The sequence below is a fragment of the Aeromonas simiae genome (assembly GCF_014892695.1).
Classification (GTDB): Bacteria; Pseudomonadota; Gammaproteobacteria; order Enterobacterales; family Aeromonadaceae; genus Aeromonas; species Aeromonas simiae.
In genome coordinates this window covers 2874827-2900574 of sequence record NZ_CP040449.1, presented here as the reverse complement: position 1 = coordinate 2900574, position 25748 = coordinate 2874827, and the positions used below count along the sequence as shown (strand labels likewise).

The window sequence follows — 25748 nt, the reverse complement described above, 5'->3', positions numbered from 1 at the left end:
GTGGTGCAAGGTTGCGTAGAATCTATCAACAATTCACTATGGAACTAAGTTAGATACTATCTGTTAAGGCGATAGATGAACCTTACCCTAGAGCAGTTGCGCACCCTGCGGGCCGCCGCCGAGAGCGGCTCTTTCTCCGCGGCGGCGCGGCGTCTTGGCAAGGCCCAGTCGGTGGTGAGCACCACCATTGCCAATCTCGAGATCGATCTCGGCCTTGTCTTGTTTGATCGCAGCAAGCGTCTGCCCACCCTGACCCCAGCCGGGGCACGTATCCTGGCCGAGGCGCAGCAGGTGCTGGAGTTGTGTGCCCACCTCGAGGCGATGGCGGGGGAGCTGGCTGCCGGCATCGAGCCGCGCCTGACCTTGGCCATTGACGATGACTCCCAGCTCCCCTGGCTCGGCGCCCTGCTGGAGGCCTTTGCCGAGCGTTATCCTGCGGTGGAGCTCGAGCTGCTGTTCCCGCTGCTTGAGGATCTCACCGATATGTTGCTCGCCGGGCGCGCCCAGCTTGGTATCAGCTATCAACAACTGCATCCCAGCCCCGAGATCGCCTTTCACTCCCTCGGCAGTGTGACCATGCCGGTGATCGTGGCGCCGGATCACCCGTTGGCGCGCAAGGCCACCCTCACCCGCGCTGATCTGCAAGGGGCCCGTCAGCTGATGGTGACCGGCCGGCGTGAAGGGGCTGAGCGCCAGCGCTTTCGGCTCGGCTCGCAGGTGTGGTGGATTGAGGGGGACTTAGGGGTGCTTGAGATGGTGAAGCGGGGATTGGGGTGGGCCTCGGTGCCTGAGTTTTTGCTGCGCGATGCCCTGGCGCGCGGCGAGGTGGTGCGCCTGAGCGCGGATTTCATGGCGGATCCCACGCTCGGGCTTGAACTGTTGTGGCATCGCGCCCGCCCGCTTGGGCAGGCGGGGCGCTGGCTGAAAGAGGCCCTCCTGGCGCGCCAGGAGGGGCCGCATCAGTCGATCAACGCGTAGGGGAGGGGGCGCAGGCACAGGGCCGAGGCGTCGTCATCCTTGAGACGAAAGGTGGCGTCAGCCTCGGTATCTTTGGGCAGAACGGCGCTCACCAGCAGCGACTCGCCCTGCTGCCAGACGTTCAGCACCACGCCGCTGCGGCGCCAGTTCTCGCCAAGTTGGATCTCTAAGGGGGCGCCGGCCTCGACCGCGCCGCTCGCCGTGCCCTCGAGCAGGAACAGGGCGCGGTTGTTGGCGCCGCGGTACTTGGCGCGCGCCACCGTCTCCTGACCCATGTAGCAGCCTTTGCTGAAGCTGATGCCGCCAAGGGCTTGCAGGTTGATCATCTGGGGAATGTACTCCCCCTGATGCGCCGCCTCGATGTGGGGCAGGCCGGCGAGGATCTCAAAGCCAAGCCACTGCGCCTCGTCCCCCTCGGGCAGGGCCATCGCCGGCAGGGCATCGCTGACCAGCAGCCAGCGATCAGCCTCGAGACGCACCGCCATACCACCGGGGATGAGGCCGGTGTCGGCCAGACCGAACTGTCCGGCCACCCATCCGTCGCTGCCCGCCCCGGCCAGCCCACACAGGGTATGGGGGGCTTCGGCGATCTCCACCTTGGAGAAGACGGCGAATTTCTTCAGCTCCGGTAGCTGGCGCGCCAGCGCCGAGCGGCGTAGCAGCAGCAGCAGGCTCTCTTCTTGCACCAGCAGGCGAAAATCGCTCCACAACTTGCCCTTGGGATCGCAGTGGCCGCCGAGGGTCTGGCTGCCTGTGCTCAGCGCCGCCACGTCGCAGGTGACCTGACCTTGCAGGAACTTGACGCGCTCCGCCCCGGAAAGTTGGATAGCGGCGAAGCCGGGCAGGGGATAGAGGGTGGGTTGTGCTGGAAAAACAGGCAGTTGGCGACTCATGATGCAGTGTCCGACAGGCATGAAGATGTGACCGCCATGGTAAAGATGGAAGGAAAATTTGTCAGCCGGAAAATCCGGCTGGTACCATCCTCAGGTATTTACTTGGAGTAATGTCGATGTTGACCCCTGCCGAGAAATCCCGTCTCAAGTGGGCCTGCCGTCGCGGCATGCTAGAGCTGGACGTGATCGTGATGCCATTTTTCGAACACGAATTTGACTCCCTCACCCCCGAGCAGCAGCAGACCTTTGTGCGCCTGCTCGAGAGCGACGACCCGGATCTGTTCAAGTGGTTCATGGGCCACGGTGTGCCCTCTGATCCTGACTTTGCCACCCTGGTGCCCTTCATCTTGCAGCGCAACCAGGCCCGCCACGACGCCAAGCTGTGACCGCCACCACCCTGCTCCCGCGCCCTTCGCGCCGGGCGCAGGGGGTGTTGCTACTACTCTACCTGCTGCTGCTCGCGCCAGCCCCCCTGTTGCTGCAAGGCTGGCAGTGGCCCATCCTGCTTTTCTTCTGGCTGTTTGCCCTGTGGCGTTCTTGGCGGTATCTGCGGTTGCCTGGGCCCGCGCTGGCGTGGGATGGGGCACAACTGCGGCGTGAAGGGGTGGCGCTCGATGCATCCCGCAGCCGGGTGTTGCCCGGTTGTCTCTGGCTGGTGTTTGCCGGCGAGGGGGCGCTGCTGTTTGCCGACCAGTTGGATGATGACGCCTATCGCGCCTTGGCGCGCGCCATTCATCTCGGTAAAGCCCCATGAATCCGCCGCCATTGCACGCCTTCATCGAGCAGGTGCTTGCCACCGCCCAAGCGGGGCTCACCTACTCGCGCGATCCGTTCGACATTCAGCGCTTCGAGGCGCTGCGCGCCGCCTGTGTGGCGCTGCTGGCCGAACCCAACGGGCTCGATCCGGCGGCACTGGCCGGCTGGATCCGGCTCGATGCCGGCTACCCCACCCCTAAGCTCGATGTGCGCGCCATGATGCGCGACGAGCACGATCGCCTGTTGCTGGTGCGTGAAAAGAGCGATGGCCTCTGGACCCTGCCCGGCGGCTGGTGCGATATCGGCGACTCACCGGCGGACGCCGTGGTGCGCGAGGTGCGTGAAGAGACAGGGCTGGTCTGTGAAGCGGTGCAACTGCTGGCGCTGTTTGACAAGCTCAAGCACCCCCATCCGCCCCAACTGCCCCATGCCCACAAGGCATTTTTTCACTGCCGTATCATCGCAGGCGCGCTGCAAGAGGAGACCGATGAAACCAGCGCGGCCGGCTGGTTTGCCATCGACGCCCTGCCGCCGCTTTCGCGCCACCGGGTGGTGGCTGAGCAGCTCGCCCGCTTGCACGCCCACCTGCTGGCAGGGCGCCCCGAGACCCTGTTTGACTGAGCCGGGCGGGTTGATGCATCGACCAAGAGGTTAAGGTCTCAGCAGACTCTCTGGGGGCGGTCAAGGTCACACTAACATGCCCCGCACACTTGCATGGATTTTCCAAGGTGACCGCAAACGGGTAAGATTCCCTCCAACTGTCTTTTGCTAAGACCCGAGAATCCATGTCCCAATACAATGCCGATGCCATTGAGGTCCTCAATGGCCTGGAGCCGGTGCGACGTCGCCCCGGCATGTACACCGACACCACCCGCCCCAACCACATGGGTCAGGAGGTCATCGATAACAGCGTCGACGAAGCGCTGGCGGGCCATGCGCGCAGTGTCGAGGTCATCCTGCACGAGGATCAATCCCTCGAGGTGATCGATGACGGGCGCGGCATGCCGGTGGACATTCACCCGGAGGAGGGGGTATCGGGGGTCGAGCTCATCCTCTGCAAGCTGCACGCGGGTGGCAAGTTTTCCAACCAGAACTACCAGTTCTCCGGCGGCCTGCACGGGGTGGGGATCTCGGTGGTGAACGCCCTCTCGACCCGAGTTGAAGTCACGGTGCGTCGCGACGGGCAGGTCTATGAGATCGCCTTTGAAAAAGGTGAGAAGGTGTCGGATCTGACCGTCACCGGCACCTGCGGGCGTCGCAACACCGGCACCCGGGTGCGCTTCTGGCCCGAGGCCCACTACTTCGACTCGCCCAAGTTTTCGGTCTCCAAGCTCGAGCACCTGCTCAAAGCGAAGGCCGTGCTCTGCCCTGGGCTGTCGATCACCTTCCTCGACAAGAACACCGGCATCAAGCTCGCTTGGTGCTATGAAGATGGGCTGAAAGATTACCTGATCGACGCGGTCAAGAACGTGCCCTGTCTGCCGGAGCAGCCGTTTGTCGGCACCTTTAGCACCGAGCAGTCGGCGGTCGACTGGGCCCTGTGCTGGCTGCCCGAGGGGGGGGAGAGCCTATCCGAGTCTTACGTTAACCTCATCCCCACCGCCCTTGGCGGCACCCATGTCAACGGCCTGCGTCAGGGGCTGCTCGACGCCATGCGCGAGTTCTGCGAGTTTCGCAATCTGCTGCCGCGCGGGGTCAAGCTCACCCCGGAGGACATCTGGGATCGCTGCGCTTACATCCTCTCGGTCAAAATTCAGGACCCGCAGTTTGCAGGCCAGACCAAGGAGCGGCTGTCGTCCCGCCAGTGCGCGGCCTTTGTCTCGGGCGTGGTGAAAGACGCCTTCAGCCTGTTTTTGAACAGCAACACCGAGCTGGCCGAGCAGATCGCCGAGCTGTGCATCTCCAGCGCCCAGCGCCGGATGCGCGCCGCCAAGACGGTGGTGCGCAAGAAGGTGACCCAGGGGCCGGCCCTGCCGGGCAAGCTCACCGACTGCGGCTGCGCCGACCCCATGCAGGGCGAGCTGTTTCTGGTGGAGGGGGATTCGGCGGGCGGCAGTGCCAAGCAGGCGCGCGATCGCGAATTCCAGGCCATCATGCCGCTGCGTGGCAAGATCCTGAACACCTGGGAGGTGGAGGCCGGTCAAGTGCTCGCCTCGCAAGAGGTGCACGACATATCGGTCGCCATCGGCCTCGACCCGGATTCGGACGATCTTTCGGGCCTGCGCTACGGCAAGGTGTGCATCCTCGCCGATGCGGACTCCGACGGCCTGCACATCGCCACCCTCTTGTGCGCCCTGTTCGTCAAACACTTCCGCGCCCTGGTGGAGAAGGGCCACGTTTACGTGGCCATGCCGCCCCTGTTTCGCATCGACATCGGCAAGGAGGTGCACTATGCCCTCGACGAGGATGAGAAGAACGGCATTCTCGAGCGGATGGAGGCCGAGAAGCGGCGCGGCAAGGTGATGGTGACCCGATTCAAGGGGCTGGGTGAGATGAACCCCAAGCAGCTGCGTGAGACCACCATGGACCCCAACACCCGTCGTCTGGTGCAGCTCACCATGGAGGACGCCGAGGCGACCATGCGGCTGATGGACATGCTGCTGGCCAAAAAGCGCGCCGGTGATCGCCGCGAGTGGCTGGAAGAGAAGGGCAACCTCGCCGAGGTGTGACCGCAAGGAGCGACCATGATTGCCAATACCCCGGCTCCCCCCTACTACGCGGTGATCTTCACCTCCGAGCGTACTGAAGGGGATGAGGGCTACGCCGCCATGGCCGAGCGCATGCTCGAGCTGGCCCGCCAGCAGGAGGGCTTTCTCGGGGTCGAGTCGGCCCGCGAAGGGCTCGGCATCACGGTCTCTTACTGGCGCGATCTCGACGCCATCGCCCGCTGGAAGGGGGATGTCGAGCACCAGGAGGCCCAGCGCCTCGGTCGCAAGCAGTGGTATCGCATCTTCAAAACACGCATTGCACGGGTGGAGCGCGATTACGGCCTGTAAGGCGCCCCGCCCCACGATTCTGGCGGCCCAGTGCCGCCACCTAATGACAAAGAGAAGCATCACATGAGTGACTTAGAGCAGAGCCTCGACGGCGTGGAGCGCCAGCCGCTGCACGCCTTCACCGAGAAGGCTTACCTCGACTACTCCATGTACGTCATCATGGATCGCGCCCTGCCGCACATTGGCGACGGCCTGAAACCGGTGCAGCGCCGCATCATCTACGCCATGAGCGAGCTGGGGCTGTCGGCCCTCTCCAAGCACAAGAAGTCGGCCCGTACCGTGGGCGACGTGCTGGGTAAGTACCATCCCCACGGCGACAGCGCCTGCTATGAAGCCATGGTGCTGATGGCCCAGCCCTTCTCCTACCGCTACCCGCTGGTGGATGGTCAGGGCAACTGGGGGGCACCGGACGATCCTAAATCCTTCGCCGCCATGCGGTATACCGAGGCGCGCCTGTCGCGCTTCTCCGAGATTTTGCTCTCCGAGCTGGGGCAGGGCACCGCCGACTGGATCCCCAACTTCGACGGCACCATGAAGGAGCCCAAGGTGCTCCCCTCGCGCCTGCCGCACATCCTGCTCAACGGGGTGACCGGCATTGCGGTGGGGATGGCGACCGACATTCCCCCCCACAATGCCCGCGAAGTGGCCTATGCCTGCGCCGAGCTGCTCGACAACCCGGATGCCGGGCTGGATGTGTTGATGCAACACATTCAGGGGCCGGACTACCCAACCAACGCCGAGATCATCACGCCGCGCGATGAAATTCGCAAAATCTACGAGACCGGCAAGGGCTCCATCAAGCAGCGCGCTGTGTGGACGCTGGAAGAGGGCGAGATCGTCATCACCGCCTTGCCGCACCAGGCCTCGGGCGCCAAGATCCTCGAGCAGATCGCCGGGCAAATGACCGCCAAGAAGCTGCCCATGGTCACCGATCTGCGTGACGAGTCGGATCACGAGAACCCGACCCGCTTGGTGATCGTGCCGCGCTCCAACCGCATCGATATCGACGCCCTGATGGCGCATCTGTTTGCCAGCACCGATCTTGAGAAGAACTACCGGGTCAACCTCAACATACTGGGGTTGGATAACCGGCCCCAGGTTAAAGATCTCAGGACCATCCTCACCGAGTGGCTCACGTTCCGCCGCGAAACCGTGCGCCGCCGCCTGCAATACCGCCTCGATAAGGTGCTGGCCCGCCTGCACATCCTCGAAGGCCTGCTGGTGGCTTACCTCAACATCGACGAGGTGATCCACATCATCCGCACCGAGGATGAGCCGGGCGCCGTCATGATCGCGCGCTTTGGCATCACCGAGACCCAGGCCGAGGCGATCCTCGAGCTGAAACTGCGTCACCTCGCCAAGCTCGAAGAGTTTAAGATCCGCGCCGAGCAAAAGGAGCTGGAAGAGGAGCGGGGCAAGCTGGAGCTGATCTTAGGCTCCGAGCGTCGCCTCTCGACCCTCATCAAGAAAGAGCTGCTGGCCGATGCCGAGAAGTACGGCGACGAGCGCCGCACCCCGCTGGTGGAGCGTTCTGCCGCCGTGGCGCTGACCGAAAAAGAGCTGACCCCGAGCGAGCCGGTCACCGTGATCCTCTCGGCCGCAGGCTGGATCCGCGCCGCCAAGGGCCACGAAGTGGACAGCGCGGGCCTGAGCTACAAGGCTGGCGACCAGTTCCTCGGCGATGCCCAGGGGCGCAGCAACCAGCAGGCGGTGTTCCTCTCCACGCTGGGCCGCACCTATTCGCTAGAGGCCCACTCCCTGCCCTCGGCCCGCAGCCAGGGCGAGCCACTGACTGGCCGCTTTGCGTTAAGCCCCGGTGAGGAGGTGCGCCACGTGGTGATGGGCAGCGACAAGGAGCCGTTCCTCATCTCGAGCGACGCGGGCTACGGTTTTGTCTGCACCTATGACGATCTCATCGCCAAGAACAAGAACGGCAAGGCGCTGTTGTCGGTGCCGGAGGGGGGCGTGGTGCTGGCGCCGCAGCCCATCAAGAGCCCACAGAGCGATCTGTGCATGGCCATCTCCAACGAGGGGCGCATGCTGCTGTTCCCGCTCTCGACCCTGCCGGTGCTCGGTAAGGGCAAGGGCAACAAGATCATCAGCATCCCGTCGGCCCGGGTGAAGGCGCGCGAGGAGTTTGTCACCCAGCTCGCCGTGGTGCCCGCCGGCGTGTCGGTGACCCTGTTTGCCGGCAAGCGCAAGCTGACCCTCAAACCCTCGGATCTCGAGTACTACCGTGGCGAACGCGGTCGTCGCGGCGCCAAGCTGCCGCGTGGCTTGCAGCGAGTGGACCGCATTGAGATCGAACCCGTCGCCAGCACCGAGCCGGCAGCCGGGGAAAATCAGGAAGGGTAATAAATAGAAAGGGCGCGAAAGCGCCCTTTTTTATTGTTTAGTCATATCTAGTGTCAGGTGATAGCTAGATCTGTACAAACTAATATAGACTATTCAATGATCAATTTTTTAATGCTGCTTTTAGGATGGATGGTATTTTTCTTGCGTTTCTGTAAAAGTTAATTATTTTGTGCTCTGATTTTCTAATGCTAAAAAAAGCATCAAGATTATTGATTGTATCTATTGATATGCTTGCGGAGGGGGTAACTGATTCTCCTACTGTGGTGAATAAGCTATGCAGGTAACTACCAATAGGAGGATACAACTCTTTAGGAATACGTTTTCGATTTATAGCTTCATTCCACAGATGTATGCAGTAGGCGTCTTTGGTTTTTTCTATGCATGACTGAGCATTCGATGGATCAAATATGAGGTTTGATCGCTCAACCCAATTGAATGGTATTGGATAGAATATGTCTTTTTCCAAAATAGATGCATGTTTTTTATTTTCTTCTATATACTCAGTAATTAGGGTTGGGCCAATATCTCCCCATTTTATGTCTAAACCTTTAGCTCTTGCTTTCTCGTACAATGATATTGCTATGCTGCATTGCTTGATGTATATAACAGCACCGTTAATAACAGAATTTGATTGATATCCGACAGTAATACCATTTGATTTCTCACCTAAAGAATCAAAGTCATCTGCAGATTTTAAGCAGAAAACATCGGTATCAAACCACCAGCCAGGTTCTTTAGCTAAAAGCTTATATCTGAAAATGTCTGAAAATGTCTGAAAAGGCAGCAATACAGCCTTTTTTCCCTCCCTGAGTAAACATACGGACTTCATCAATATTAAAAAGCTTTTCTGCATTATATATTTTTGCCCCTGACGGTATATTTAGATTTTTATTGAATGTATGAATTCTAACATCAAAGCCATTGTTAACAAAAGATTTTATACATACCCTTTCATATAATGAAAAAGAACTGCCATGCCAAAAAAAATTTGCAATTGCCATTTTTAATTCCAGTTATTTTATTTTGCGAAATGGTTCAAGAAAGAGACTGTTTCTTAATAAGGTAAACAGATTTACTGTTTATCTTTTCTGTGTTTTTAATTCTACATCCTTATTTTTCGCCACCTTTGGTTGCATAGGTATCTAGATATCATATCTATAAAAATCATTAACTGTTCGTAAAGCTGGCGGTTGCCATTCTACGGATTATTTATCATGTTTTTTTCATATTGTCACGGAGTCTAAGTGCTGTCGATAGTGCTTAGTCAATGAACTCTATTGGCTAAACTCGTTGAGTGTAGTGACTGAAGACGATGATTTTTTGATATCTCCCCGATTTGTAGAGGGGGTTCTAAGACGCTCATCATTTTGATGAATGGTCTAACTGGATAGCATGTGGGAGCAATGAACAAAATAAATTGCGTTACTCATATGTCAATGTTCGTGCAGATTTGGGACGCCCACCGTTGTGAGTATTGTCTAACTGAACAGGGAGCGATCAGAGAGCACCTTAAGCTAAGGCGGGTACGGTATTGAGTCTCCCCTCTGATTCCTCCACGCCCGAAGGGCGGGCGAAATCCTTATGCCCGTGGTATTACTGCTTCCTAAGAGGGAAGGGGCGGGATGATCCGCTCAGGGTCGTGAGTCAGTGAACAAGGAGCCGGCAAGGCTCCTTTCTTGTGATGGGCAGGACGCTGAGCGAAGACGTAGCCCTAATTGTCGAAGTTCCACGCAATGGGTAGCTCAAGATCGAATATCAGCTGATCCCCGTCGAGGGTGAAGGCCACGCTGGTCTGGTGCTGGTCGTACTCGTCGATCAGCCGGCAGCTCTCGGCGAAGTTGGACTCGTAGTTGAGGTGGGCGCTGCCCGTGGTGCCCTGCGGGTCGAGGGTCACGGCAAGCACCCGCAGCGGGTGGCGCTGGCTCAAGGTCACACGGCTGTCTCCCACCTCCACCAACCGCTCCAGCAGGGGGAAGAAGTCCTGCTGGTGGGCCTCAATGGCTTGGGCGATGGCCTGCTCTTGTTCGGCGCGCTGGGTCAGGGGGCCGGTAAGGAGATAACGGGTCTGGATGCGTTCTTGGGTCATGCTCTGCGCCTCGTTGGGTGGGGATGGCCGTCAGGCCGGAATGCGGCCATTGCGCACCAGCGCCCGGCGGATGTTCTGGCACATTTTGCCAAAGCGGCGCAGCTCGTCAAAGGTGGGAGGGATGCCACGGCGGATCTGGCTTTGCCAGTAGCTAAGCTCCATGTCCACCAGCTCCATCAGCTTCTTGGGGCAGCCGATGCAGCCGTTGTCCGGCCCACAGCGGAAGGTATCCGGCTGATAGAGCGGAAACTGCGCCTTCACTGCGTCGATGATCTGCTGCATCGCGGTGATCCGGTCTGGCTTGCTGCTCATTAGGCGCTCTCCTATGGTGGCAATGGGAGCCATTATACTCCCCATGTCGTGCCGACCTATGACGCGAAAGAGGTAGATCCTGCTGACAGAAATAGAAAAAGGAGCCGTTACGGCTCCTTTTTGGCGCGTGGAGCGCTCAGGGCTCCTGGCGGGTGGCGGCCAGCACGATCTCGCGGATGCACAGGTGCTGGGGCTGCTCGTAGGCAAAGCGCACCGCCTCGGCGATATCCTGGGCCGAGATGACCCCGCCCATGTGGGCCTTCCACTGGTCATAGCCGGCCTTGATCTCATCGCTGCTGGTGTGGCTCAGCAGCTCGGTCTCGGCGGCGCCGGGGGCGATGGTGATGACGCGCACGTCCTGCATCGCCACCTCTTCGCGCAGGTTCTCCGAGATGGCGTGCACCGCGAACTTGGTGCCGCAGTAGGCGGCGTGGTTCGGGAAGGTCTTGCGCCCGGCGATGGAGCTGATGTTGATGATGGTGCCGTGGCGGCGTGCCAGCATGCCCGGCAGCACGGCGTGGATGCCGTTGAGCACCCCCTTCACGTTCACATCCAGCATGCGATCCCACTCGGCCGGATCTTGCTCGGCGAGCTTGCCGAGCAGCATCTGGCCGGCGTTGTTGACGATGAGATCGGCCGGGCCGAAGCAGGCCTCAGCCTCGGCCACGGCGGCGCTCATGGCGCTGCGATCGGTCACGTCCACCTGGCGGCACAGGGTATTGGGGAGCCCCAGTGCCTCGAGGCGCTCGATGCGGCGTGCCAGCAGCAGCAGGGGATAGCCCCGCTCGGCAAAGAGTTGGGCGCAGGCGGCGCCAAAGCCCGAGCTGGCGCCGGTGATCACGATAAGGGGCTTGGTCATCTGGATTCTCCCATAGAAATGCTTGATGTCTTTTACGTTGCTGGCCACTATAGGGCGGCAAAATTCCGGTGAAAAATGGCTTTTTTCACTCTCTGGTATAGGTCTTTTCTATGGATATCCGCCCCCTGCGCGCCTTCGTCGCGGTGTTTGAAGAGCGCAATATCACCGCCGCGGCGGCGCGCCTGTTCATCACCCAGCCCACCCTGTCGGCCACCCTAAAGGGGCTCGAAACGGAGCTCGGTACGGCCCTGTTTGCCCGGCAGGCGCGCGGGGTGGCGGCCACCGAGGCGGCGCGCCGCCTCTACCCCAGGGCCAAGCGGCTGATCGGCGATGCCGAGGCGCTGGTGCGCTCGTTTCATGGTGCCGAGCCGCACCTCGAGCTGACGGTCGGTATTGAGGACGATCTGGGGCCGGCGCTGGTGGCGCAACTGTGCCGCCAGCTAACCGCCATCGAGGGGCTGCGCTTTACCTTTGCGCCGGGGTGTTGTGGCGATCTACGGTTGGGCTGCGAGTCGCTGCGCTGCGAGGACGAGCTGTTTTTGCCCCTGCTGGAGGATCCCTTCCTGCTGGCCCTGCCGCCCGGCCATCCCCTAGAAGGGCAACCGTCGATCGCGCTGGAACTGCTGGCCGGCGAGTCCTGGGTCATGTGCCCGGCCCACGATGCCCAGCAGCGGCTGCTGGCCCTGCTCGGCAATCAGGCGCCGGTCTGGCCACAGCATGCCGGCTCGTTGGCGCTGGCCGCGCGCATGGTGGCCGCCGGCGCCGGGATCGCCTGGCTGCCCGACTCCCTGATTGCGCCCGAATGCGGCAAGGTGCCGCTCGCCGCGCCGCCGCTCATCCGCCGTCTGGGTCTGTGTTATGCCGCCGATGCCCTGCGCCTGCCGGCCGTGGCTGCCCTGATGGGGCGCCTCGATGCCCCCGCCTGAGGCGAAAGGCACTGACAAAAAGGGCCATCCCGTGGGATGTCCCTTTGCATAGGACGGCGCTACCCCAGCCAGCCGAGCACTCGCCACCAGAGGTAGTCGAGGGGGAGCAGGGCGATAAAGGTGAGCAGTGCCAGCGGCAGGGTAATTTTCAGCACCTCGCCAAGGCGCTCGCCGGAGAGCTGCATGGCCACGATGAGCGGCCCCACCTGATAGGGGAAGATGACGGTGGAAAAGCCGATCACCTGGGTCATCAGCACGGCGGGCAGCGACATGCCGGAGGCGGCGGCCAAGTCTGGCGCCATGGGGGTGAGCACGGTCGGCACCCCAGGGATGGTGGCGACCAGCCCGGTCAGGGCGGCCATGGCCGAGAGCGAGAAGAAGTTGCCGGCGTCGTGGCCGGGGGCGAGCGGCAGCCAGCGTTGTAAGGCGCTGCCCACTTCGGCGCCGAGGCCGGAGGCGTTGACTAAGGCGCCAAGGCCGAGGGCCCCGGCCACAAACAGCACGATGCTAAAGTCGATGGCGCCATTGAACGCCTTGGGTTGCACCACCCCGATACCGGGCAGCAGCAGCAAGATGGCGCTGATCAGCCCGACCCAGGCCGGGTTGATGCCGTGCAGGCTGTCAGTCATCCACATGGCCAGGGTCAATAGCAGCAAGATGGCGACCTTGCGCTGGGCGCCGGGGGCGCCGGCCTGTGCCCCTTCGGCGGCGGCGCCGTTGCCTTCATGCTGGTTGATGCGGGCAGGGAAGATGATCAGCACCAATGCCACGATGAGGGCGCTTTTGAGCAGGCCGAGGATGGGGAAGTGCAGCAGCAGGTAGTCGGTGTAGCTGAAGTGGATGCCGTGCAGGGTCTCGCTCGCCCCGGAGAGGATCATGTTGGGGATGTTGGCGGGCAGAATGGCGAAGCTCGGCATGTTACAGGTGAGCGCCAGGGTGACGGCGATGCCGAGGCGCCCCGGAGTGCCACGGGCAAAGCCGACCCGCTCGGCCAGTGCCATGCCGATGGGCACCAGCACCACGGCCCGGCCGACCGAGGAGGGCATCACGAAGCCGAGCAGCATGGCCAACATGGCCAGACCGCCGATGAGGCGCGGGTAGCTCAGCGCTAGGTGGGGGGCGAGCAGGCCGGCCATGCGCTGACCAAGCCCCGAGCCGGTGATGGCCGCCCCGATGACAAACCCCGAGATGATGAGCCAGACCGCGGTGGAGCCAAAGCCGGCGAAGATGAGGCCGGGCTCGGCCAGACCCAGGATGATCACCAGGGCGAAGAAGACCAGGCTGGTGAGGAAAGGGGGCAGGGTCGCGGTGCTCCACAGCACCAGCGTCAGCAGCACCACGGCGCCGGAGCGCCACAAGGTGGCATCGCCGAGCGGAAACAGGGCCAGCCAGAGCGCGGTGATGAGGGCGCCGGCGACCAGCCACTGCTTGATGGACAGGTTCTTGACCATGATGGTTCTCCCAAAGAAGTCAGGGGCAGCATAGCGCAGGGGGGCTTGTCGCGTTAGACTCGTCTCATGCCAAACCATATCGCTAATGCGACAACCCAGCCCCCTTCCCACGTGGCGTTCGTGCTTGACCCCGAGCGCCCGGTGCTCAGCCACGGGCGTCATTTCGAGGCGGAGGCCAGCATCGAGCCCCACCATCATCCGAGGGGGCAGTTGCTGTGGGCCGCGCAGGGGGTATTGCGGGTGACGACCGAAACCTCGGTCTGGATCGTGCCATCGAGCCACGCCGTCTGGATCCCGGGTGGGGTGGTGCACCACGTCGTCACCGAGACGGCGGCATATACCCGCAACCTCTACATTGACCCGGCCTACCCGGTGCGCACCGAGGCGCGCGGCACCATGGTGCGGCTCACCCCCCTGATGCGCGAGGTGATCCTGCGCCTGACCCAGGAAGAGACTCCGGACGATGCCTTGCTGCGCAAGCACTTAGGCCTGGTGGCCATCGGCGAGATTGGCCGCCTCATGGCCGCTCCGCTCGATCTGCCGGCCGGACGGGATACACGGCTGCGCCGGCTTATCGGCCATCTGGTGAGCCAGCCTGCCGAGCGGCGTTCGCTGGCCGAGCTAGCCGAGCTCTATGGCGCCAGCCTGCGCACCATGGAGCGGCTGTTTCGCGCCGAGACCGGCATGACCTTTCGTCAGTGGCGCAGCCGGCTGCGCCTGCTTGGGGCCATTGAGCTGCTCGGCCAGGGGCAAAGCAGCACCACGATCGCCCATTCACTGGGGTACGCGACAGCCAGCGCCTTTGTGGCGGCTTTTCGTGAGCAATACGGGGTGCCGCCCCAGACCTTCCTCAAACGCGAGCTGGGTTGACGCAAGGGTCTAGCGGGGATGCGCTAGGGTGGGGTAGGGCTGTATTTAACATGCAGTGGGCGCTTGGTGGGGGGCATGCCGCCACCTCGGCCCATTTTGGCGAACGCTTGTTAGCCAAAATGGAGGCCAGTATACTGCGGCCAGTCAAACTTTGAGGTGTTCGATGCTTAAACTCGCCCGTGTGCTGCTGCTTGGTCTGCTGCTTATCTTCTGGTTTATCTTCGGCTTGCTGCTTTGCCTGTTCCGGCCGCGTCATCCCAACAACGTCTTTGTGTTTGCCCGCATGTATCATGCCGTTTGCCCCCTGCTCGGCCTCAAGGTCAAGGTGACCTTCCCCGAGGGGATCGACAAGGCGGGGCCTGCCGTCTATGTGTGCAACCATCAGAGCAACTTCGATATCTTTACCGTCACCGGGGCCGTGCTGCCCGGCGTGGTGGCTGTGGGCAAGAAGAGTCTGGCCTGGATCCCCTTCTTTGGTCTGCTGTTCTGGCTGTCGGGCAACGTGTTGATCGATCGCTCCAACCGCAGCCGCGCCATCGGCACCATAGGTCAGGTGGTGGATCGCATCAAGCGCCGTGGCACCTCGATCTGGATGTTCCCCGAGGGGACTCGCTCCCAGGGGCGCGGCCTGTTGCCGTTCAAGGCAGGCGCCTTCCACACGGCGGTGCAGGCCGAGGTGCCTGTGGTGCCCATCATCTGCTCGAGCTATTTCGGTCAGGTCGATCTCAACCGCTGGGACAACGGTGAGGTGCTCATCGAGATGCTGCCGCCCCTGTGCACCAAGGAGCACGGCGCCACCGGGATCCGCGAGCTCTCCGAGCGCTGCCGCGAGCAGATGGAGCGCAAGTTGGTCGAACTCGATGCCAGGGCGCGCCGCCCGGTTTGAGCCTCGAACGTGCAGAAAAGGGAGCCTGGGCTCCCTTTTTTATTTGGTAAAAATGACCATGCAATCTGGTGATATTCACCACCTCGTGGGCCTTGTTGTCTTTTGTTCATCACTAACATATTGAAAATACTAGATTTAAACTCGTTGGCACGCTCCTTGTAATGATAATGATGATTGGGAATGCGATCCCTACGCATAGGAGAGAGTCATGAGCCTGTTTCGCCGACTGACCGACGTGGTCAATGCCAACCTGCATGCCCTGCTCGATAAGAGCGAGGAGCCCGAAAAACTGCTGCGCCTGATGATCGAGGAGATGGAAGAGGTGCAGGTGGAGATGCGCAGTCAGGCCGCCCGCCTCATTGCCGAAGAGAAGCAGCTTGAGCGCCAGCAAAGTGCGCTGGAGCGTCAAGTGGCCGAGTGGGGAGCCAAGGCTGAGCTGGCGCTGACCAAGGGGCGCGAGGATCTGGCCAGGGCGGCGCTGGCGGAGAAACTGGCCGAGCAGGAGCGGCTCAAGGCGTTGGCTGATGAGCGGGTTCGCCTAGGGGAGATGCAGGCGCAGCTGCGCAGCGATAGCGAGCGGCTCGCCGCCAAGCTTGCCGAAGCGCGCGAGAAGCAGAACGTGCTCACCCTGCGCGAGCAGACCGCCCACAGCCGATTGCGGGCCCGCGCCCAGCTCGACTCACGCCGTATGCATGAGCTGCTGTCCCGTTTCGATGGCTTTCAGGGGCGGGTTGAACAGCTAGAGGCCCAACTTGAGGCGAGCAGTTGGGGGCAAAATCCTTCGCTGGCGGCCCAGTTCCGCGAACTGGAACTTTCCGATGAGATTGAGCGTGAGCTGGCTCGTCTCAAGGGGCAGCGGGAGCCTGCCCGCTCATGATGCGCTGGCAGCGTGACCGGGGCCACGCCAAGCTGGCCGGCGTGTGCGCCGGGGTGGCGCGGGGGCTTGGCATCTCCCGGGTGACGGTCAGGCTGGTGGCCCTGTTTGCCTTGATCTTGATGCCGCCGCTAGCGCTGGCCCTCTATCTGGCCGCTATTTTGCTGATGACGCCGCGCGCCGAGGTGCGCCGCTGGCTGGATTGAAGGGGGAGCCCCTCGGGAGTCGACGATGATGGAGTTTTTGCTGTTGTTGGTGGTGCTGGTGGTGATGGGCATCGCCGGGTTCACGCTGCTGGCCATGCTGCTGGTGATCGGACTGTTTGTGCTGTTTGGCCTGCTCAGCGGCATGCTGGCGCTGATCGTCAAGCTGGCGCCCTGGATCTTGCTGGTGGTGCTGCTCTGCTGGTGGCTGGGGCGGCGCAGGCAGCGCCGGATGCATCACTACTGAGATAAAAAAAGGGCGCCTGAGGCGCCCTTCTCATTATGGTGTGAAGCGGTTAGTTGGCCTTCTTGGCCGGGCTCATCAGCCCTTCGTTGATCTCGACCAGATCCTGCTCTTCCAGCACGCCGGCGGCCTGCTTGAGCTGAAGAATGCTCAGGATGTAGTTGTAGCGAGCCTGGGAGAGATTCTGCTTGGCCTGGTAGAGCTTACGGGTGGAGTCGAGCACGTCGACGATAGTACGGGTGCCCACCTCGTAGCCAGCTTCGGTCGCCTTGAGCGAGCTTTCGGCGGAGACCACGTACTGGGTGTAGGCGCGCACCGAGCCGATGTTAGCGTTGACGTTGTTGTAGTTGGAGCGCACCGAGCTTTGCACCGAGCGGTAGCTCTGCTCGAGCTGCTCGCTGGCCGCCACGTAGCTGTGCTGGGCCTGCTTGACCTGGGAGCTGGTGGCGCCACCGCTGTAGAGCGGCAGGGAGAGCGTCAGGCCGATGTTGCCTTGATTGCCGATGGTGTCGGTGTTCTCGTCGAGCTTGTAGTCGGTGCGGGTACGGCCCACGCCGGCGCCGAGATCCAGGGTCGGCTCGTGGCCGGTCTTGGCCAAGTCGATCTGCTCCTTGGCGATATCCTTGCCGATGCGGGCACTGTGCAAGGAGAGGTTCTTATCCAGTGCGGTGCCAAGCCACTGATCCGAATCCAGCGCACTCTTGGTTGGGCTGAAGCGCTCGGTATTGAGCACGTCGAGCTGACGGTAGTCGACACCGGTCAGTTCACGCAGCGCCTCATAGCTGTTGGCCAAGGTGTTCTCGGCGGTGATCTCGTCGGCCAGAGCCTGGTCGCGCTCGGCTTGGGCTTCGTTCACGTCGGTGATGGCAGTCAGCCCCACCTCGAAACGCTGCTGGGTCTGCTCGAGCTGGCGCTCGACCGCCTTCTTGTTGGCGCGCACATATTCCAGCGTGTCTTGCGCCTTGAGCACGTCGAAATAGGCCTGGGAGGTGCGCAGCATCAGGTTCTGCTGCTCGAGGTTGTAGGCCACGTCGGTCTGGGTGGCGCTCTTCTCGGTCAGGCTCAGGTTGACCCAGTTACTGCGGCGGTAGATCGACTGATCCAGACCCAGTTGGCCACCCAACTGGTTGTTGGTGCTCAGATCGTGGCTGGTCTTGGTGTAGGTGGCGTTGCCGGTCAGCTTGATCTGGGGCAACAGGGCCGCGCGGCTTTCATTGATCTTCTCGAAGGCGGCATCGCGCTTGGCCTTGGACTCCAGTAACTGGGGGTCCTTGAGCTGGGCCTGATGATAGATGTCGAGCAGGTTTTCGGCCTGGGCCATCGAGCTGACCCCCAGCATGACGAGCACAGACAGGAGAGTACGTTTCATAGATTCCATAACCTTATTGATAAATCCAACGCGGCTGCCGGACAGAATTAAAAGGGGATACAAGGGCCCCCTCGTCGCCTGATATGAGCGTGATGAGACACTACTATAAGCAAAAAAGGGTTTGTTTCACTCATTTAAACCGTTAACGAAGCGCAAAAACAGGCTTACCCCCACGCTGCGACGGATTTACAAACTGTCATTTAGCCCTTGGCCCTTCAACTGCTAAAATCCGCACTCTGCTGTGCGGCGAAGCGTCAGAATGAACGTTCATTCACTGGCGATTCTAGGTGCAATCTTTCTCAAGTCAAGTGCCAGGAGGCGGGCATGACAGGCGAAATCCCCGAGGTGACATTCGATGCGAAGGATGTCGAGGTACTGGAAAAACGGGTGGGCTACGACGGTTTTTTCAAGGTTAACAGCTATCGTCTGCGCCACCGTTTGTTCGCCGGCGGTTGGTGCGAACCCATCGTGCGCGAGCTGTTCGAACGCGGCCATGCGGTGGCCTTGCTGGCCTACGACCCGCGCCGGGATCAGGTGGTGATGATCGAGCAGTTTCGCATCGGGGCGCTGGAGACCGCCTCCTCCCCTTGGCTGCTGGAGCTCATCGCCGGCATCATCGAGCCGGGCGAGGCGCCCGACGAGGTGGCCCGCCGCGAGTCAGAGGAAGAGGCCGGCGTGACCCTTGGGCGTATCGAGCATGCCATGAGCTATCTGGTCAGCCCGGGAGGCACCACGGAGCGCATCGAGATCTTCATCGGTGAAGTGGATGCCAGCCAGGCGAACGGACTGCATGGCCTCCCAGAAGAGGGGGAAGATATCCGCGTTCATGTCATCGACAGACAAAATGCGTATGCTTTGGTGCAGTCCGGTCGCATCGACAACGCCGCCTCCATCATCGCGTTGCAGTGGTTGCAGTTGCACCATGATGAAGTGCGTTCGCGCTGGTTGGGGGAGGCCTGAGTGGCGGCCACGGCACGCAAATATGTTCCCGATCTGGGGGCCATGCAGCGCACCTGTGAGGTGAACTACATGACCCTGATGCGGCTGCTGCCGCGGGATCTCAATCCGGGCAGTGAACGCAGCTATCAGGTCGGGGAGAGCCTTCAGTTCCAACTGCGGGTACTGGAGGAGAGTCGCTTCACCTCGACAGTGGCGTTGACTCAGCACAATCCCGAACTGCCCGTATGGTTGCAGAGTCGCATCGAGATTCGTTTGTATCATGATGTGCGTATGGCGGAAGTGTGTGCGGCACAACAGATTTCCCGCCTACAGCCGCGATATGATTATCCGAATGACGGCATGCATCAGCCGGACGAGAAGGCTCAGGTCAATCTCTTCCTGGCCGATTGGTTGAATTTTTGTCTCCGGCATGGCGTCAGTCTTGCCAAGATTTTCTAATCCAATAAGAAGAAGCGTGATTTTGGAAACAGAGCTACTCCAGGCGCCGGACGGGTGTGTGCGCCTGCTGCAGATAACCGATACCCATCTTTTCGCCAACGCCGAGGCTCAGTTGCTCGGTGTGCGTACGGCCGACAGTCTGGCGGCCGTCATCGAGCGTATTCAGGGCAATGATCACCCCTTTGACCTTATCCTGGCCACCGGCGATCTCTCTCAGGATCACAGCGCCGAGTCCTATCAGCGCTTTGCCGATATGCTGGCCCCCCTCGGCAAGCCAATCTACTGGCTGCCGGGCAACCACGATGACGGCGCCCTGATGACCCAGAGCCTCTATGAGGCCGGGATCAGCGAGCAGAAGTGGCTGATAGGCAAGCACTGGCAGATCATCTTGCTCGATACCCAGGTGCGTGGTAAGCCGCACGGCCTGCTCGCCGATCACCAGTTAGCGGCCCTCGATCATGTGCTGCGCAGCCACCCGGACAAGCACACCCTGATCGCGTTGCATCATCAGGGGATCCCGGTCGGCTGTGCCTGGCTCGATCAGCACAACCTCAAGAACGCCGACGACCTGTTTGCGGTGCTGGCACGCCACCCACAGGGCAAGACCCTGCTGTTTGGTCATGTGCATCAGGAGTTCGATGAGCTGTACAAAGGGGTGAGGCTGATTGCCAGCCCCTCTACCTGCATCCAGTTCAAGCCGTTGTGTGATGAGTTCACCCTCGACGAATCGGGGCCGGGCTGGCGCTATTTGACCCTGCATCCGGATGGACGGATTGAGAGTCAGGTGTGGCGCCTGCCCCCGAACAGCTTCATCCCCGATCCGACGGCCAGGGGGTATTGAGATGCCGTCGGTTCTGCTTTATCTGCACGGATTCCAGTCCTCGCCAGCCTCCCTCAAGGCGACCCAGATGGCCGAGTGGGTCGGCGCCCATCGGCCCGATATCCAGGTGGTGATCCCAGCCCAGCCCAATACTCCGGCCGCGGCCTGGGCCGCCATCGAGCAGGCGATAGCCGCCTTGCCGGTCGGTTGCCGGCTCGGGGTGGTGGGGAGCTCTCTCGGTGGCTTCATGGCGACCCGGGTGGCCGAGCGCTACGGTTGCCGCGCTGTGTTGGTGAATCCGGCGGTGCGTCCGCACGAGTTGCTGCACGACTACCTTGGGCCGCAACAAAACCCCTACAGCGGGGAGCATTTCGAGCTGACCGAGGCGCACATGCAGGAGCTGGTCGAGCTGGCAGTACCGATCAGCGCACCGGAGCGTCTCTGGGTGCTGCAACAGCAGGCCGATGAGGTGCTCGATTACCGCAAGGCGCTGGCTGAATATCGCTTCGCCCGGCTCACCATCGAGTGCGAGGGGAACCACGCCTTCGTTGGCTTTGAGCGCTACTGCGCCCAGATAGTGCATTTTCTCGGGCTCTAGTGGCCGTCATGGCATGAAAAAAGGCGACCCCATGGGTCGCCTTTTTATGTAGAGAAGAGAGGCGTTATGCCTCTTCAATCCCCACGATATGCCAGGGGGCTCCCGCCTTAGTGAGGTCACGCTCGAGGTGCCACACCTCCTTGATGTCGGCCTCCACGTTCTCGGTGCGATCCATGTAGCGGCCGGTGAAGAGCACGCTCACCTGAGCCCAGTCGCTACCGTGGTCGGCGCGCACCAGTTGGGTATCGACGTACATCACTTCGGTGTGCTGCTCACCGACCAGCTCGGCACGCTCGCCTTTGAGCTGCTCGAACAGCTCGGGGCTGACGTATTCGCGCACCTTCTCCAGATCGTTCGTGTTCCAGGCTTCTTGCAGGGTGCGGTAGTGATCGCGGGCGCCAGCCAGGAAGGCGTTCATGTCAAAGCCGGGGGGCAGACGGAACGGCACATCGCTCTCGGTGAAGCCACTGGCCTGCGCGGCGGCGCTGTCGGCCTGGAAGGCTTGCGGCAGCGGTTGCTGCGGGGCGCTGGCGGGCTGATAGCCGGCATAGGCGTTTTGTGGACGGGCGGCTTGTGGCGCTCCCCCCTTGCGCAGGGTGCGCAGCAGGAATATGACGCCGAAGGCCAGGGCGGCGATCAGGACGAAGTCCATCGCTTGCAGCCCTTCAAAGGCGCCGCTGCCGAGCAGCCAGGCAAACAGGCCACCGGCCAGCAGGCCGCCAAGCAGACCACCCATCAGGCCGCTCTTTTTCGGGGCTGCCTGCTGGCCGCCCAGGGTCGGGTTCTTGCTGTCGACCGGTTTGGCCGCCGGTTGGGCGGGCGCTGTCTTGTAGCTCTTGCCGTAGGACTTGCCACCACCAAACTTCTTGGCTTCCGCCATGGGGGCATGCAGGACAAAGGCCAGCAGGACGGCAAATAAGGTGAATAGTTTCTTCATGTCAGCTTCTTTTCACTCTCAATGGTTCTAATGGGGGCGTCACCATCCCGGTGTCAGACGGCGCGCAGGCCGGAAATCATCCCATGATTCGCCAGCGTGGGCGATTGATATCAGAAACGGGATGAATTATTGATGAATGAGGCCATTGCGGCCCGACAGAAGAGGGAGTGCGCCATGAAGATTCGCCGTGCCAGCCGCCGTGAACGCAAACAACGCCAGCGTCAGAGAATGCGTCCAGAGCCCTTGCCTAACGTCTGGCTCATCTGTCCCGTCTGACGGGATAGCCCGAGGGGGGGATATTCGGTAGAATTCCCCCCCTACTCCACAGTGCAATTCAGATCCCTATGGCAGAGCAAGCGGCGGCCAAGAAAGACGCCAAGACACAACAGCTGAAGGTTCCCCCTCATTCGTTCGAGGCCGAACAGTCCGTGCTGGGCGGTCTGATGCTAGATAACGAGGCCTGGGATCGGGTCGCCGAGCGGGTCATAGACAAAGACTTCTACAGCCGCCCGCACCGCCTGATCTTCCAGGCTATGTCCCGCCTCTCCAATGCGGGCAGCCCCATCGATCTCATCACGGTGCAAGAAGATCTCGAGCGCTCCGAGCAGCTCGAGGAGGTAGGTGGGCTCGCCTATCTGGTCGAGATCGCCAAGAACACCCCGAGCGCCGCCAACATCGGCGCCTACGCCGAGATCGTGCGCGAGCGCGCCGTGGTGCGCGAGATGATCGCGGTGGCCAATGAGATCGTCGAGGCCGGTTACGAGCCACAGGGGCGCAACTCGGGGGATCTGCTCGATCTGGCCGAGAGCAAGGTGTTCCAGATTGCCGAGCAGCGCACCAGCGCGAGCGAGGGGCCGCAGCCGCTCAAGCTCATCCTCGAGCAGACCGTCGACAAGATTGAAGAGCTGTTCAAGACCCCCCACAACGGGGTGACCGGGGTCTCCTCGGGCTACAACGATCTCGACAAGATGACGGCCGGCCTGCAACCGTCGGATCTGGTCATCGTCGCCGCCCGTCCCTCCATGGGTAAGACCACTTTTGCCATGAACCTGTGCGAGCACGCCGCGCTCACCGCCGACAAGCCGGTGCTGATCTTCTCGCTGGAAATGCCCTCCGAGCAGATCATCATGCGTATGCTCGCCTCGGTGGGGCGTATCGACCAGACCAAGGTGCGGACCGGCCAGCTTGACGACGAGGATTGGGCGCGGCTCTCCTCGACCATGGGGCTGCTGCTGGAGAAGGGGAAGATGTACATCGACGACTCCTCCGGCCTGACCCCGACCGAAGTGCGCTCGCGGGCGCGCCGGGTGGCGCGCGACAACGGCGGCATCAGCATGATCATGGTCGACTACCTGCAACTGATGCGGGTGCCGAGCCTCTCTGACAACCGAACTCTGGAAATCGGTGAAATCTCCCGCTCCCTCAAGGCGTTGGCAAAAGAGCTGCACTGCCCTGTGGTGGCCCTCTCCCAGCTCAACCGAAGCCTGGAGCAGCGGGCCGACAAGCGCCCGGTCAACTCCGACCTTCGTGAATCCGGCTCCATCGAGCAGGATGCCGACCTCATCATGTTCATCTACCGTGACGAGGTCTATCACGACGACAGCCCGGACAAGGGGATCGCCGAGATCATCATCGGCAAGCAGCGTAACGGCCCCATCGGGCGGGTACGCCTCACCTTCCAGGGGCAGTTCTCGCGCTTTGATAACTACGCCGGCCCGGCGTTTGACGATGACTATTAAGGTGAGTGCCCACTAGGCCTCACCCCGACCGCCCAGGCTGGGGGAGTGGCAGATCGCCGCGCGGCTTGCCGGCTTTCTCCCGTCTGGGTCTGTTTTCCCGGTTCGACAATTATGCCGGTCCGGCCACGACTACTGAGCGGCGGCCTCCGGCCTCCCTGCGGGGGGCTGCGCCATCTGTGCTCTCGTAAGGGAAAACCATGAAAGCGGCTACAGCCCAAATCAATACCGAGGCCCTGCGCCATAACCTCGCCGTGGTGAAACGCCACGCTCCCCACTGCAAGATCATCGCAGTGGTCAAGGCCAACGCCTATGGCCACGGCCTGTTGCCGGTCGCCCGCACCCTGGCCGAGGCCGATGCCTACGCGGTGGCCCGCATCGAAGAGGCCTTGATGCTGCGCTCCTGCGCCGTGGTCAAACCCATAGTGCTGCTCGAAGGCTTCTTCAGCGCTGACGATCTGCCGGTGCTGGCGGCCAACAACTTGCAGACCGCCGTACACACCTGGGAGCAGCTTGAGGCGCTGGAGCAGGCCGAGCTGCCGGCCCCCGTCGTGGCCTGGCTCAAGCTCGATACCGGCATGCACCGTCTCGGGGTGCGGGCCGAGGAGATGCCGGCCTTTATCGAGCGGCTTGGTAAGTGCAAGAACGTGGTGCAGCCGTTCAATGTCATGACCCACTTCAGCCGCTCCGACGAGTTGGAGCAGCCCACCACCCGTGAGCAGATCGCGCTATTTAGTCGCCTCACGGCGCCGCTCAAGGGCGAGCGCGCCATGGCCAACTCAGCCGGCATCCTGGCCTGGCCGGACTCCCACTGCGAGTGGGTGCGCCCCGGCGTTATCCTCTACGGGGTCTCTCCCTTCCCGAACACGGTGGCGGCCGATTATGACCTCAAGCCGGTGATGACCCTCAAGACCCAGCTCATCGCGGTGCGCGACCACAAGGCGGGTGAGCCGGTGGGGTATGGCGCCAACTGGGTGTCGACCCGCGATACCCGGCTCGGGGTGGTGGCCATCGGCTACGGTGACGGCTATCCACGCATGGCCCCCAACGGCACCTCCATGCTCATCAATGGCCGCATCGTGCCGCTGGTGGGCCGCGTCTCCATGGACATGACCACGGTCGATCTCGGCCCCGGCGCCACCGACAAGGCTGGTGACGAGGTGATCCTGTGGGGTGAGGGGCTGCCGGTGGAGCGAGTTTCCGACGAGATTGGCACCATTCCCTATGAGCTCATCACCAAGCTCACCTCGCGGGTCTTCATGGAGTACGTCTGATGTGGTGCCAGCGCCTGATCACCCTGAGGCCCCGCTCGCGTGGCTTTCACCTGGTGACCGACGAGCTGCTGGCCCAACTGCCGGAGCTGGCCGAGCTGCGGGTGGGGTTGGTACACCTGCTGCTGCAACACACCTCGGCCTCTCTCACCCTCAATGAGAATTGCGACCCGAGCGTGCGTGCCGACATGGAGGCGCAGCTGCACCGCTTAGCACCGGAAGATGCCCCCTACTACCGCCACACCGATGAGGGGCCTGACGACATGCCGGCCCACATCAAGTCTTCCTTGCTCGGGGTGAGCCTGACCTTACCCCTTCGCGAGGGGGCGCTGGCGCTCGGCACCTGGCAAGGGATCTGGCTCGGCGAGCACCGCCACAATGGCGGCAGCCGGCGCATCCTGGTGACCATTCAGGGGGAGTAACGCCCCCTTTTGCGGCGTACCGAGCGCGGACCACTATGCTTGAGGCCGGTTCATCGGCAAGGAGGCCACCATGGCCAGAGTCAGCACCTACCTTAATTTCGAGCGGGAGACCGAGGCGGCGTTCTGTTTCTACCGTGGGGTTTTCGGCACCGAGTTTTCCATGCCACTAATGCGCTTTGGCGATGGGCCGCCCTGTCCGGGGCAGAGCCTGTCGCCGGAGGATGCCCAGCTGGTGCTGCACGTGGAGCTGCCCATTCTCGGCGGTCATGTGCTGATGGGGACCGACGCTGCTACCTCGATGGGCTTTACCCTGCGTCAGGGCAACAACAGCTACCTCAATTTAGAGCCGGACACGCGTGGCGAGACCGAGCGGCTGTTTGCGGCGCTGGCCGAGGGGGGGGAGGTGGAGACGCCGTTGCAGGAGATGTTCTGGGGCGGCTACTACGGCCGCGTGAAAGATCGCTTTGGCGTGCAGTGGATGTTCAACTGCATGAGCAAGGGGTAGAGA

At 61.8% G+C, this 25748-nt stretch carries 29 protein-coding genes; 21 read left to right on the top strand and 8 right to left on the bottom strand.

Annotation, left to right across the window (positions count from 1 at the left end; translation table 11 throughout):
* Nucleotides 1-75: 75 nt before the first annotated feature.
* A complete protein-coding gene (locus tag FE240_RS13710; protein WP_193001703.1) occupies nucleotides 76-978 on the top strand; it encodes a LysR family transcriptional regulator in 903 nt (300 codons plus the stop codon).
* Here the strand turns inward: FE240_RS13710 and ygfZ are convergent.
* Nucleotides 960-1871 (bottom strand): tRNA-modifying protein YgfZ, encoded by a 912-nt coding sequence (gene ygfZ, locus FE240_RS13705; RefSeq protein ID WP_193001701.1) that lies wholly within the window; start codon nucleotides 1869-1871, stop codon nucleotides 960-962. The two genes, FE240_RS13710 and ygfZ, sit on opposite strands and share 19 nt — an antisense overlap.
* A gap of 116 nt (nucleotides 1872-1987) precedes the next feature.
* Between ygfZ and FE240_RS13700 the strand changes: the two genes are divergently transcribed.
* From FE240_RS13700 to parC, 6 genes are all read left to right on the top strand, one after another.
* Nucleotides 1988-2257 carry an FAD assembly factor SdhE gene (locus tag FE240_RS13700; RefSeq protein ID WP_042047907.1) on the top strand — a complete coding sequence of 90 codons (270 nt, stop codon included), beginning with the start codon at nucleotides 1988-1990 and terminating at the stop codon, nucleotides 2255-2257.
* Nucleotides 2254-2625 (top strand): protein YgfX, encoded by a 372-nt coding sequence (locus tag FE240_RS13695; protein ID WP_226798827.1) that lies wholly within the window; start codon nucleotides 2254-2256, stop codon nucleotides 2623-2625. The genes FE240_RS13700 and FE240_RS13695 overlap by 4 nt, the downstream gene beginning before the upstream one ends.
* Nucleotides 2622-3248 (top strand): NUDIX hydrolase, encoded by a 627-nt coding sequence (locus FE240_RS13690; RefSeq protein ID WP_193001699.1) that lies wholly within the window; start codon nucleotides 2622-2624, stop codon nucleotides 3246-3248. The genes FE240_RS13695 and FE240_RS13690 overlap by 4 nt, the downstream gene beginning before the upstream one ends.
* Nucleotides 3249-3412: 164 nt before the next feature.
* Entirely contained in the window at nucleotides 3413-5296 is a 1884-nt protein-coding gene (parE, locus tag FE240_RS13685; RefSeq protein WP_193001696.1) for a DNA topoisomerase IV subunit B, read from the top strand.
* A 15-nt stretch (nucleotides 5297-5311) separates the two neighbouring features.
* Entirely contained in the window at nucleotides 5312-5623 is a 312-nt protein-coding gene (locus FE240_RS13680) for an antibiotic biosynthesis monooxygenase family protein (protein ID WP_193001695.1), read from the top strand.
* A gap of 63 nt (nucleotides 5624-5686) precedes the next feature.
* Nucleotides 5687-7978, top strand: coding sequence for a DNA topoisomerase IV subunit A (gene parC, locus FE240_RS13675; RefSeq protein WP_193001693.1), 2292 nt, complete (start codon nucleotides 5687-5689; stop codon nucleotides 7976-7978).
* A 100-nt stretch (nucleotides 7979-8078) separates the two neighbouring features.
* Here parC and FE240_RS13670 read toward each other — a convergent pair whose 3' ends face one another.
* From FE240_RS13670 to FE240_RS13655, 4 genes are all read right to left on the bottom strand, one after another.
* Nucleotides 8079-8831: a glycosyltransferase gene (locus FE240_RS13670; RefSeq protein WP_193001691.1), complete on the bottom strand. Its 753-nt coding sequence runs from the start codon at nucleotides 8829-8831 to the stop codon at nucleotides 8079-8081.
* A gap of 858 nt (nucleotides 8832-9689) precedes the next feature.
* The gene (locus FE240_RS13665) at nucleotides 9690-10064 is read right to left on the bottom strand and encodes a hypothetical protein (RefSeq protein WP_193001689.1); all 375 of its coding nucleotides are present in this window, start codon (nucleotides 10062-10064) and stop codon (nucleotides 9690-9692) included.
* Between the two features lie 30 nt (nucleotides 10065-10094).
* A complete protein-coding gene (locus tag FE240_RS13660; protein ID WP_226799159.1) occupies nucleotides 10095-10346 on the bottom strand; it encodes a hypothetical protein in 252 nt (83 codons plus the stop codon).
* Between the two features lie 166 nt (nucleotides 10347-10512).
* Nucleotides 10513-11235, bottom strand: coding sequence for an SDR family oxidoreductase (locus FE240_RS13655; RefSeq protein WP_193001685.1), 723 nt, complete (start codon nucleotides 11233-11235; stop codon nucleotides 10513-10515).
* Nucleotides 11236-11345: 110 nt separating this feature from the next.
* On the opposite strand from FE240_RS13655, the gene FE240_RS13650 reads away from it, so the two are divergent.
* Nucleotides 11346-12161: a LysR family transcriptional regulator gene (locus FE240_RS13650; RefSeq protein ID WP_193001683.1), complete on the top strand. Its 816-nt coding sequence runs from the start codon at nucleotides 11346-11348 to the stop codon at nucleotides 12159-12161.
* Nucleotides 12162-12220: 59 nt separating this feature from the next.
* Here the strand turns inward: FE240_RS13650 and FE240_RS13645 are convergent, their stop codons facing one another.
* A complete protein-coding gene (locus tag FE240_RS13645; protein ID WP_193001681.1) occupies nucleotides 12221-13612 on the bottom strand; it encodes an SLC13 family permease in 1392 nt (463 codons plus the stop codon).
* 66 nt (nucleotides 13613-13678) lie between these two features.
* Between FE240_RS13645 and FE240_RS13640 the strand changes: the two genes are divergently transcribed.
* The 5 genes from FE240_RS13640 (at nucleotide 13679) to pspG (ending at nucleotide 16692) form a co-directional block, all read left to right on the top strand.
* Nucleotides 13679-14482, top strand: a complete 804-nt coding sequence (locus FE240_RS13640) for an AraC family transcriptional regulator (protein ID WP_193001679.1) — start codon at nucleotides 13679-13681, stop codon at nucleotides 14480-14482.
* Between the two features lie 163 nt (nucleotides 14483-14645).
* Complete coding sequence (locus tag FE240_RS13635) at nucleotides 14646-15368, top strand: 1-acylglycerol-3-phosphate O-acyltransferase (RefSeq protein WP_193001677.1); 723 nt, start codon at nucleotides 14646-14648, stop codon at nucleotides 15366-15368.
* Nucleotides 15369-15576: 208 nt separating this feature from the next.
* Nucleotides 15577-16245, top strand: a complete 669-nt coding sequence (gene pspA, locus FE240_RS13630) for a phage shock protein PspA (RefSeq protein WP_193001675.1) — start codon at nucleotides 15577-15579, stop codon at nucleotides 16243-16245.
* The gene (locus FE240_RS13625; protein ID WP_193001673.1) at nucleotides 16242-16448 is read left to right on the top strand and encodes a PspC domain-containing protein; all 207 of its coding nucleotides are present in this window, start codon (nucleotides 16242-16244) and stop codon (nucleotides 16446-16448) included. The genes pspA and FE240_RS13625 overlap by 4 nt, the downstream gene beginning before the upstream one ends.
* A 25-nt stretch (nucleotides 16449-16473) precedes the next feature.
* A complete protein-coding gene (pspG, locus tag FE240_RS13620) occupies nucleotides 16474-16692 on the top strand; it encodes an envelope stress response protein PspG (protein WP_042047931.1) in 219 nt (72 codons plus the stop codon).
* Between the two features lie 49 nt (nucleotides 16693-16741).
* Here pspG and tolC read toward each other — a convergent pair whose 3' ends face one another.
* Nucleotides 16742-18058, bottom strand: coding sequence for an outer membrane channel protein TolC (gene tolC / locus FE240_RS13615; RefSeq protein ID WP_193001671.1), 1317 nt, complete (start codon nucleotides 18056-18058; stop codon nucleotides 16742-16744).
* Nucleotides 18059-18382: 324 nt separating this feature from the next.
* Between tolC and nudF the strand changes: the two genes are divergently transcribed.
* Genes nudF through FE240_RS13595 form a run of 4 tightly spaced genes read left to right on the top strand, consistent with a single transcriptional unit; the run spans nucleotide 18383 to nucleotide 20874 of the window.
* Nucleotides 18383-19018: an ADP-ribose diphosphatase gene (nudF, locus tag FE240_RS13610; RefSeq protein ID WP_193001669.1), complete on the top strand. Its 636-nt coding sequence runs from the start codon at nucleotides 18383-18385 to the stop codon at nucleotides 19016-19018.
* A 42-nt stretch (nucleotides 19019-19060) separates the two neighbouring features.
* Nucleotides 19061-19456, top strand: a complete 396-nt coding sequence (locus tag FE240_RS13605; RefSeq protein ID WP_193004561.1) for a DUF1249 domain-containing protein — start codon at nucleotides 19061-19063, stop codon at nucleotides 19454-19456.
* 22 nt (nucleotides 19457-19478) lie between these two features.
* Nucleotides 19479-20297 carry a 3',5'-cyclic-AMP phosphodiesterase gene (gene cpdA / locus FE240_RS13600; protein ID WP_193004560.1) on the top strand — a complete coding sequence of 273 codons (819 nt, stop codon included), beginning with the start codon at nucleotides 19479-19481 and terminating at the stop codon, nucleotides 20295-20297.
* 1 nt (nucleotide 20298) lies between these two features.
* Nucleotides 20299-20874 carry a YqiA/YcfP family alpha/beta fold hydrolase gene (locus FE240_RS13595; protein ID WP_193001667.1) on the top strand — a complete coding sequence of 192 codons (576 nt, stop codon included), beginning with the start codon at nucleotides 20299-20301 and terminating at the stop codon, nucleotides 20872-20874.
* Between the two features lie 64 nt (nucleotides 20875-20938).
* Here the strand turns inward: FE240_RS13595 and FE240_RS13590 are convergent, their stop codons facing one another.
* The gene (locus tag FE240_RS13590) at nucleotides 20939-21811 is read right to left on the bottom strand and encodes a Tim44 domain-containing protein (RefSeq protein ID WP_193001665.1); all 873 of its coding nucleotides are present in this window, start codon (nucleotides 21809-21811) and stop codon (nucleotides 20939-20941) included.
* Between the two features lie 344 nt (nucleotides 21812-22155).
* Between FE240_RS13590 and dnaB the strand changes: the two genes are divergently transcribed.
* The 4 genes from dnaB (at nucleotide 22156) to FE240_RS13570 (ending at nucleotide 25745) form a co-directional block, all read left to right on the top strand.
* Nucleotides 22156-23550: a replicative DNA helicase gene (gene dnaB, locus FE240_RS13585; protein WP_193001663.1), complete on the top strand. Its 1395-nt coding sequence runs from the start codon at nucleotides 22156-22158 to the stop codon at nucleotides 23548-23550.
* 197 nt (nucleotides 23551-23747) lie between these two features.
* Entirely contained in the window at nucleotides 23748-24821 is a 1074-nt protein-coding gene (gene alr / locus FE240_RS13580) for an alanine racemase (RefSeq protein WP_193001661.1), read from the top strand.
* On the top strand, nucleotides 24821-25240 hold the full coding sequence (locus tag FE240_RS13575; RefSeq protein ID WP_193001658.1) for a secondary thiamine-phosphate synthase enzyme YjbQ: 420 nt from the start codon (nucleotides 24821-24823) through the stop codon (nucleotides 25238-25240). Before alr ends, FE240_RS13575 begins: the two co-directional genes overlap by 1 nt.
* A 70-nt stretch (nucleotides 25241-25310) precedes the next feature.
* The gene (locus FE240_RS13570; RefSeq protein WP_193001656.1) at nucleotides 25311-25745 is read left to right on the top strand and encodes a VOC family protein; all 435 of its coding nucleotides are present in this window, start codon (nucleotides 25311-25313) and stop codon (nucleotides 25743-25745) included.
* The last annotated feature ends 3 nt before the right edge of the window (nucleotides 25746-25748 follow it).

Bases quoted from the DNA above. Each gene is read 5' to 3' on its own strand.
- FE240_RS13640 (WP_193001679.1), top strand. From the start codon at position 13,679: ATGCCAAACCATATCGCTAATGCGACAACCCAGCCCCCTTCCCACGTG.
- nudF (WP_193001669.1), top strand. From the start codon at position 18,383: ATGACAGGCGAAATCCCCGAGGTGACATTCGATGCGAAGGATGTCGAG.
- FE240_RS13660 (WP_226799159.1), bottom strand. From the start codon at position 10,346: ATGCAGCAGATCATCGACGCAGTGAAGGCGCAGTTTCCGCTCTATCAG.
- ygfZ (WP_193001701.1), bottom strand. From the start codon at position 1,871: ATGAGTCGCCAACTGCCTGTTTTTCCAGCACAACCCACCCTCTATCCC.
- pspG (WP_042047931.1), top strand. From the start codon at position 16,474: ATGATGGAGTTTTTGCTGTTGTTGGTGGTGCTGGTGGTGATGGGCATC.
- FE240_RS13680 (WP_193001695.1), top strand. From the start codon at position 5,312: ATGATTGCCAATACCCCGGCTCCCCCCTACTACGCGGTGATCTTCACC.
- FE240_RS13665 (WP_193001689.1), bottom strand. From the start codon at position 10,064: ATGACCCAAGAACGCATCCAGACCCGTTATCTCCTTACCGGCCCCCTG.
- FE240_RS13595 (WP_193001667.1), top strand. From the start codon at position 20,299: ATGCCGTCGGTTCTGCTTTATCTGCACGGATTCCAGTCCTCGCCAGCC.
- FE240_RS13590 (WP_193001665.1), bottom strand. From the start codon at position 21,811: ATGAAGAAACTATTCACCTTATTTGCCGTCCTGCTGGCCTTTGTCCTG.
- parE (WP_193001696.1), top strand. From the start codon at position 3,413: ATGTCCCAATACAATGCCGATGCCATTGAGGTCCTCAATGGCCTGGAG.
- FE240_RS13605 (WP_193004561.1), top strand. From the start codon at position 19,061: ATGCAGCGCACCTGTGAGGTGAACTACATGACCCTGATGCGGCTGCTG.
- FE240_RS13570 (WP_193001656.1), top strand. From the start codon at position 25,311: ATGGCCAGAGTCAGCACCTACCTTAATTTCGAGCGGGAGACCGAGGCG.
- FE240_RS13700 (WP_042047907.1), top strand. From the start codon at position 1,988: ATGTTGACCCCTGCCGAGAAATCCCGTCTCAAGTGGGCCTGCCGTCGC.
- alr (WP_193001661.1), top strand. From the start codon at position 23,748: ATGAAAGCGGCTACAGCCCAAATCAATACCGAGGCCCTGCGCCATAAC.
- FE240_RS13710 (WP_193001703.1), top strand. From the start codon at position 76: ATGAACCTTACCCTAGAGCAGTTGCGCACCCTGCGGGCCGCCGCCGAG.
- FE240_RS13575 (WP_193001658.1), top strand. From the start codon at position 24,821: ATGTGGTGCCAGCGCCTGATCACCCTGAGGCCCCGCTCGCGTGGCTTT.
- FE240_RS13690 (WP_193001699.1), top strand. From the start codon at position 2,622: ATGAATCCGCCGCCATTGCACGCCTTCATCGAGCAGGTGCTTGCCACC.
- FE240_RS13655 (WP_193001685.1), bottom strand. From the start codon at position 11,235: ATGACCAAGCCCCTTATCGTGATCACCGGCGCCAGCTCGGGCTTTGGC.
- pspA (WP_193001675.1), top strand. From the start codon at position 15,577: ATGAGCCTGTTTCGCCGACTGACCGACGTGGTCAATGCCAACCTGCAT.
- FE240_RS13645 (WP_193001681.1), bottom strand. From the start codon at position 13,612: ATGGTCAAGAACCTGTCCATCAAGCAGTGGCTGGTCGCCGGCGCCCTC.
- tolC (WP_193001671.1), bottom strand. From the start codon at position 18,058: ATGAAACGTACTCTCCTGTCTGTGCTCGTCATGCTGGGGGTCAGCTCG.
- parC (WP_193001693.1), top strand. From the start codon at position 5,687: ATGAGTGACTTAGAGCAGAGCCTCGACGGCGTGGAGCGCCAGCCGCTG.
- FE240_RS13625 (WP_193001673.1), top strand. From the start codon at position 16,242: ATGATGCGCTGGCAGCGTGACCGGGGCCACGCCAAGCTGGCCGGCGTG.
- FE240_RS13650 (WP_193001683.1), top strand. From the start codon at position 11,346: ATGGATATCCGCCCCCTGCGCGCCTTCGTCGCGGTGTTTGAAGAGCGC.
- FE240_RS13670 (WP_193001691.1), bottom strand. From the start codon at position 8,831: ATGCAGAAAAGCTTTTTAATATTGATGAAGTCCGTATGTTTACTCAGG.
- FE240_RS13635 (WP_193001677.1), top strand. From the start codon at position 14,646: ATGCTTAAACTCGCCCGTGTGCTGCTGCTTGGTCTGCTGCTTATCTTC.
- dnaB (WP_193001663.1), top strand. From the start codon at position 22,156: ATGGCAGAGCAAGCGGCGGCCAAGAAAGACGCCAAGACACAACAGCTG.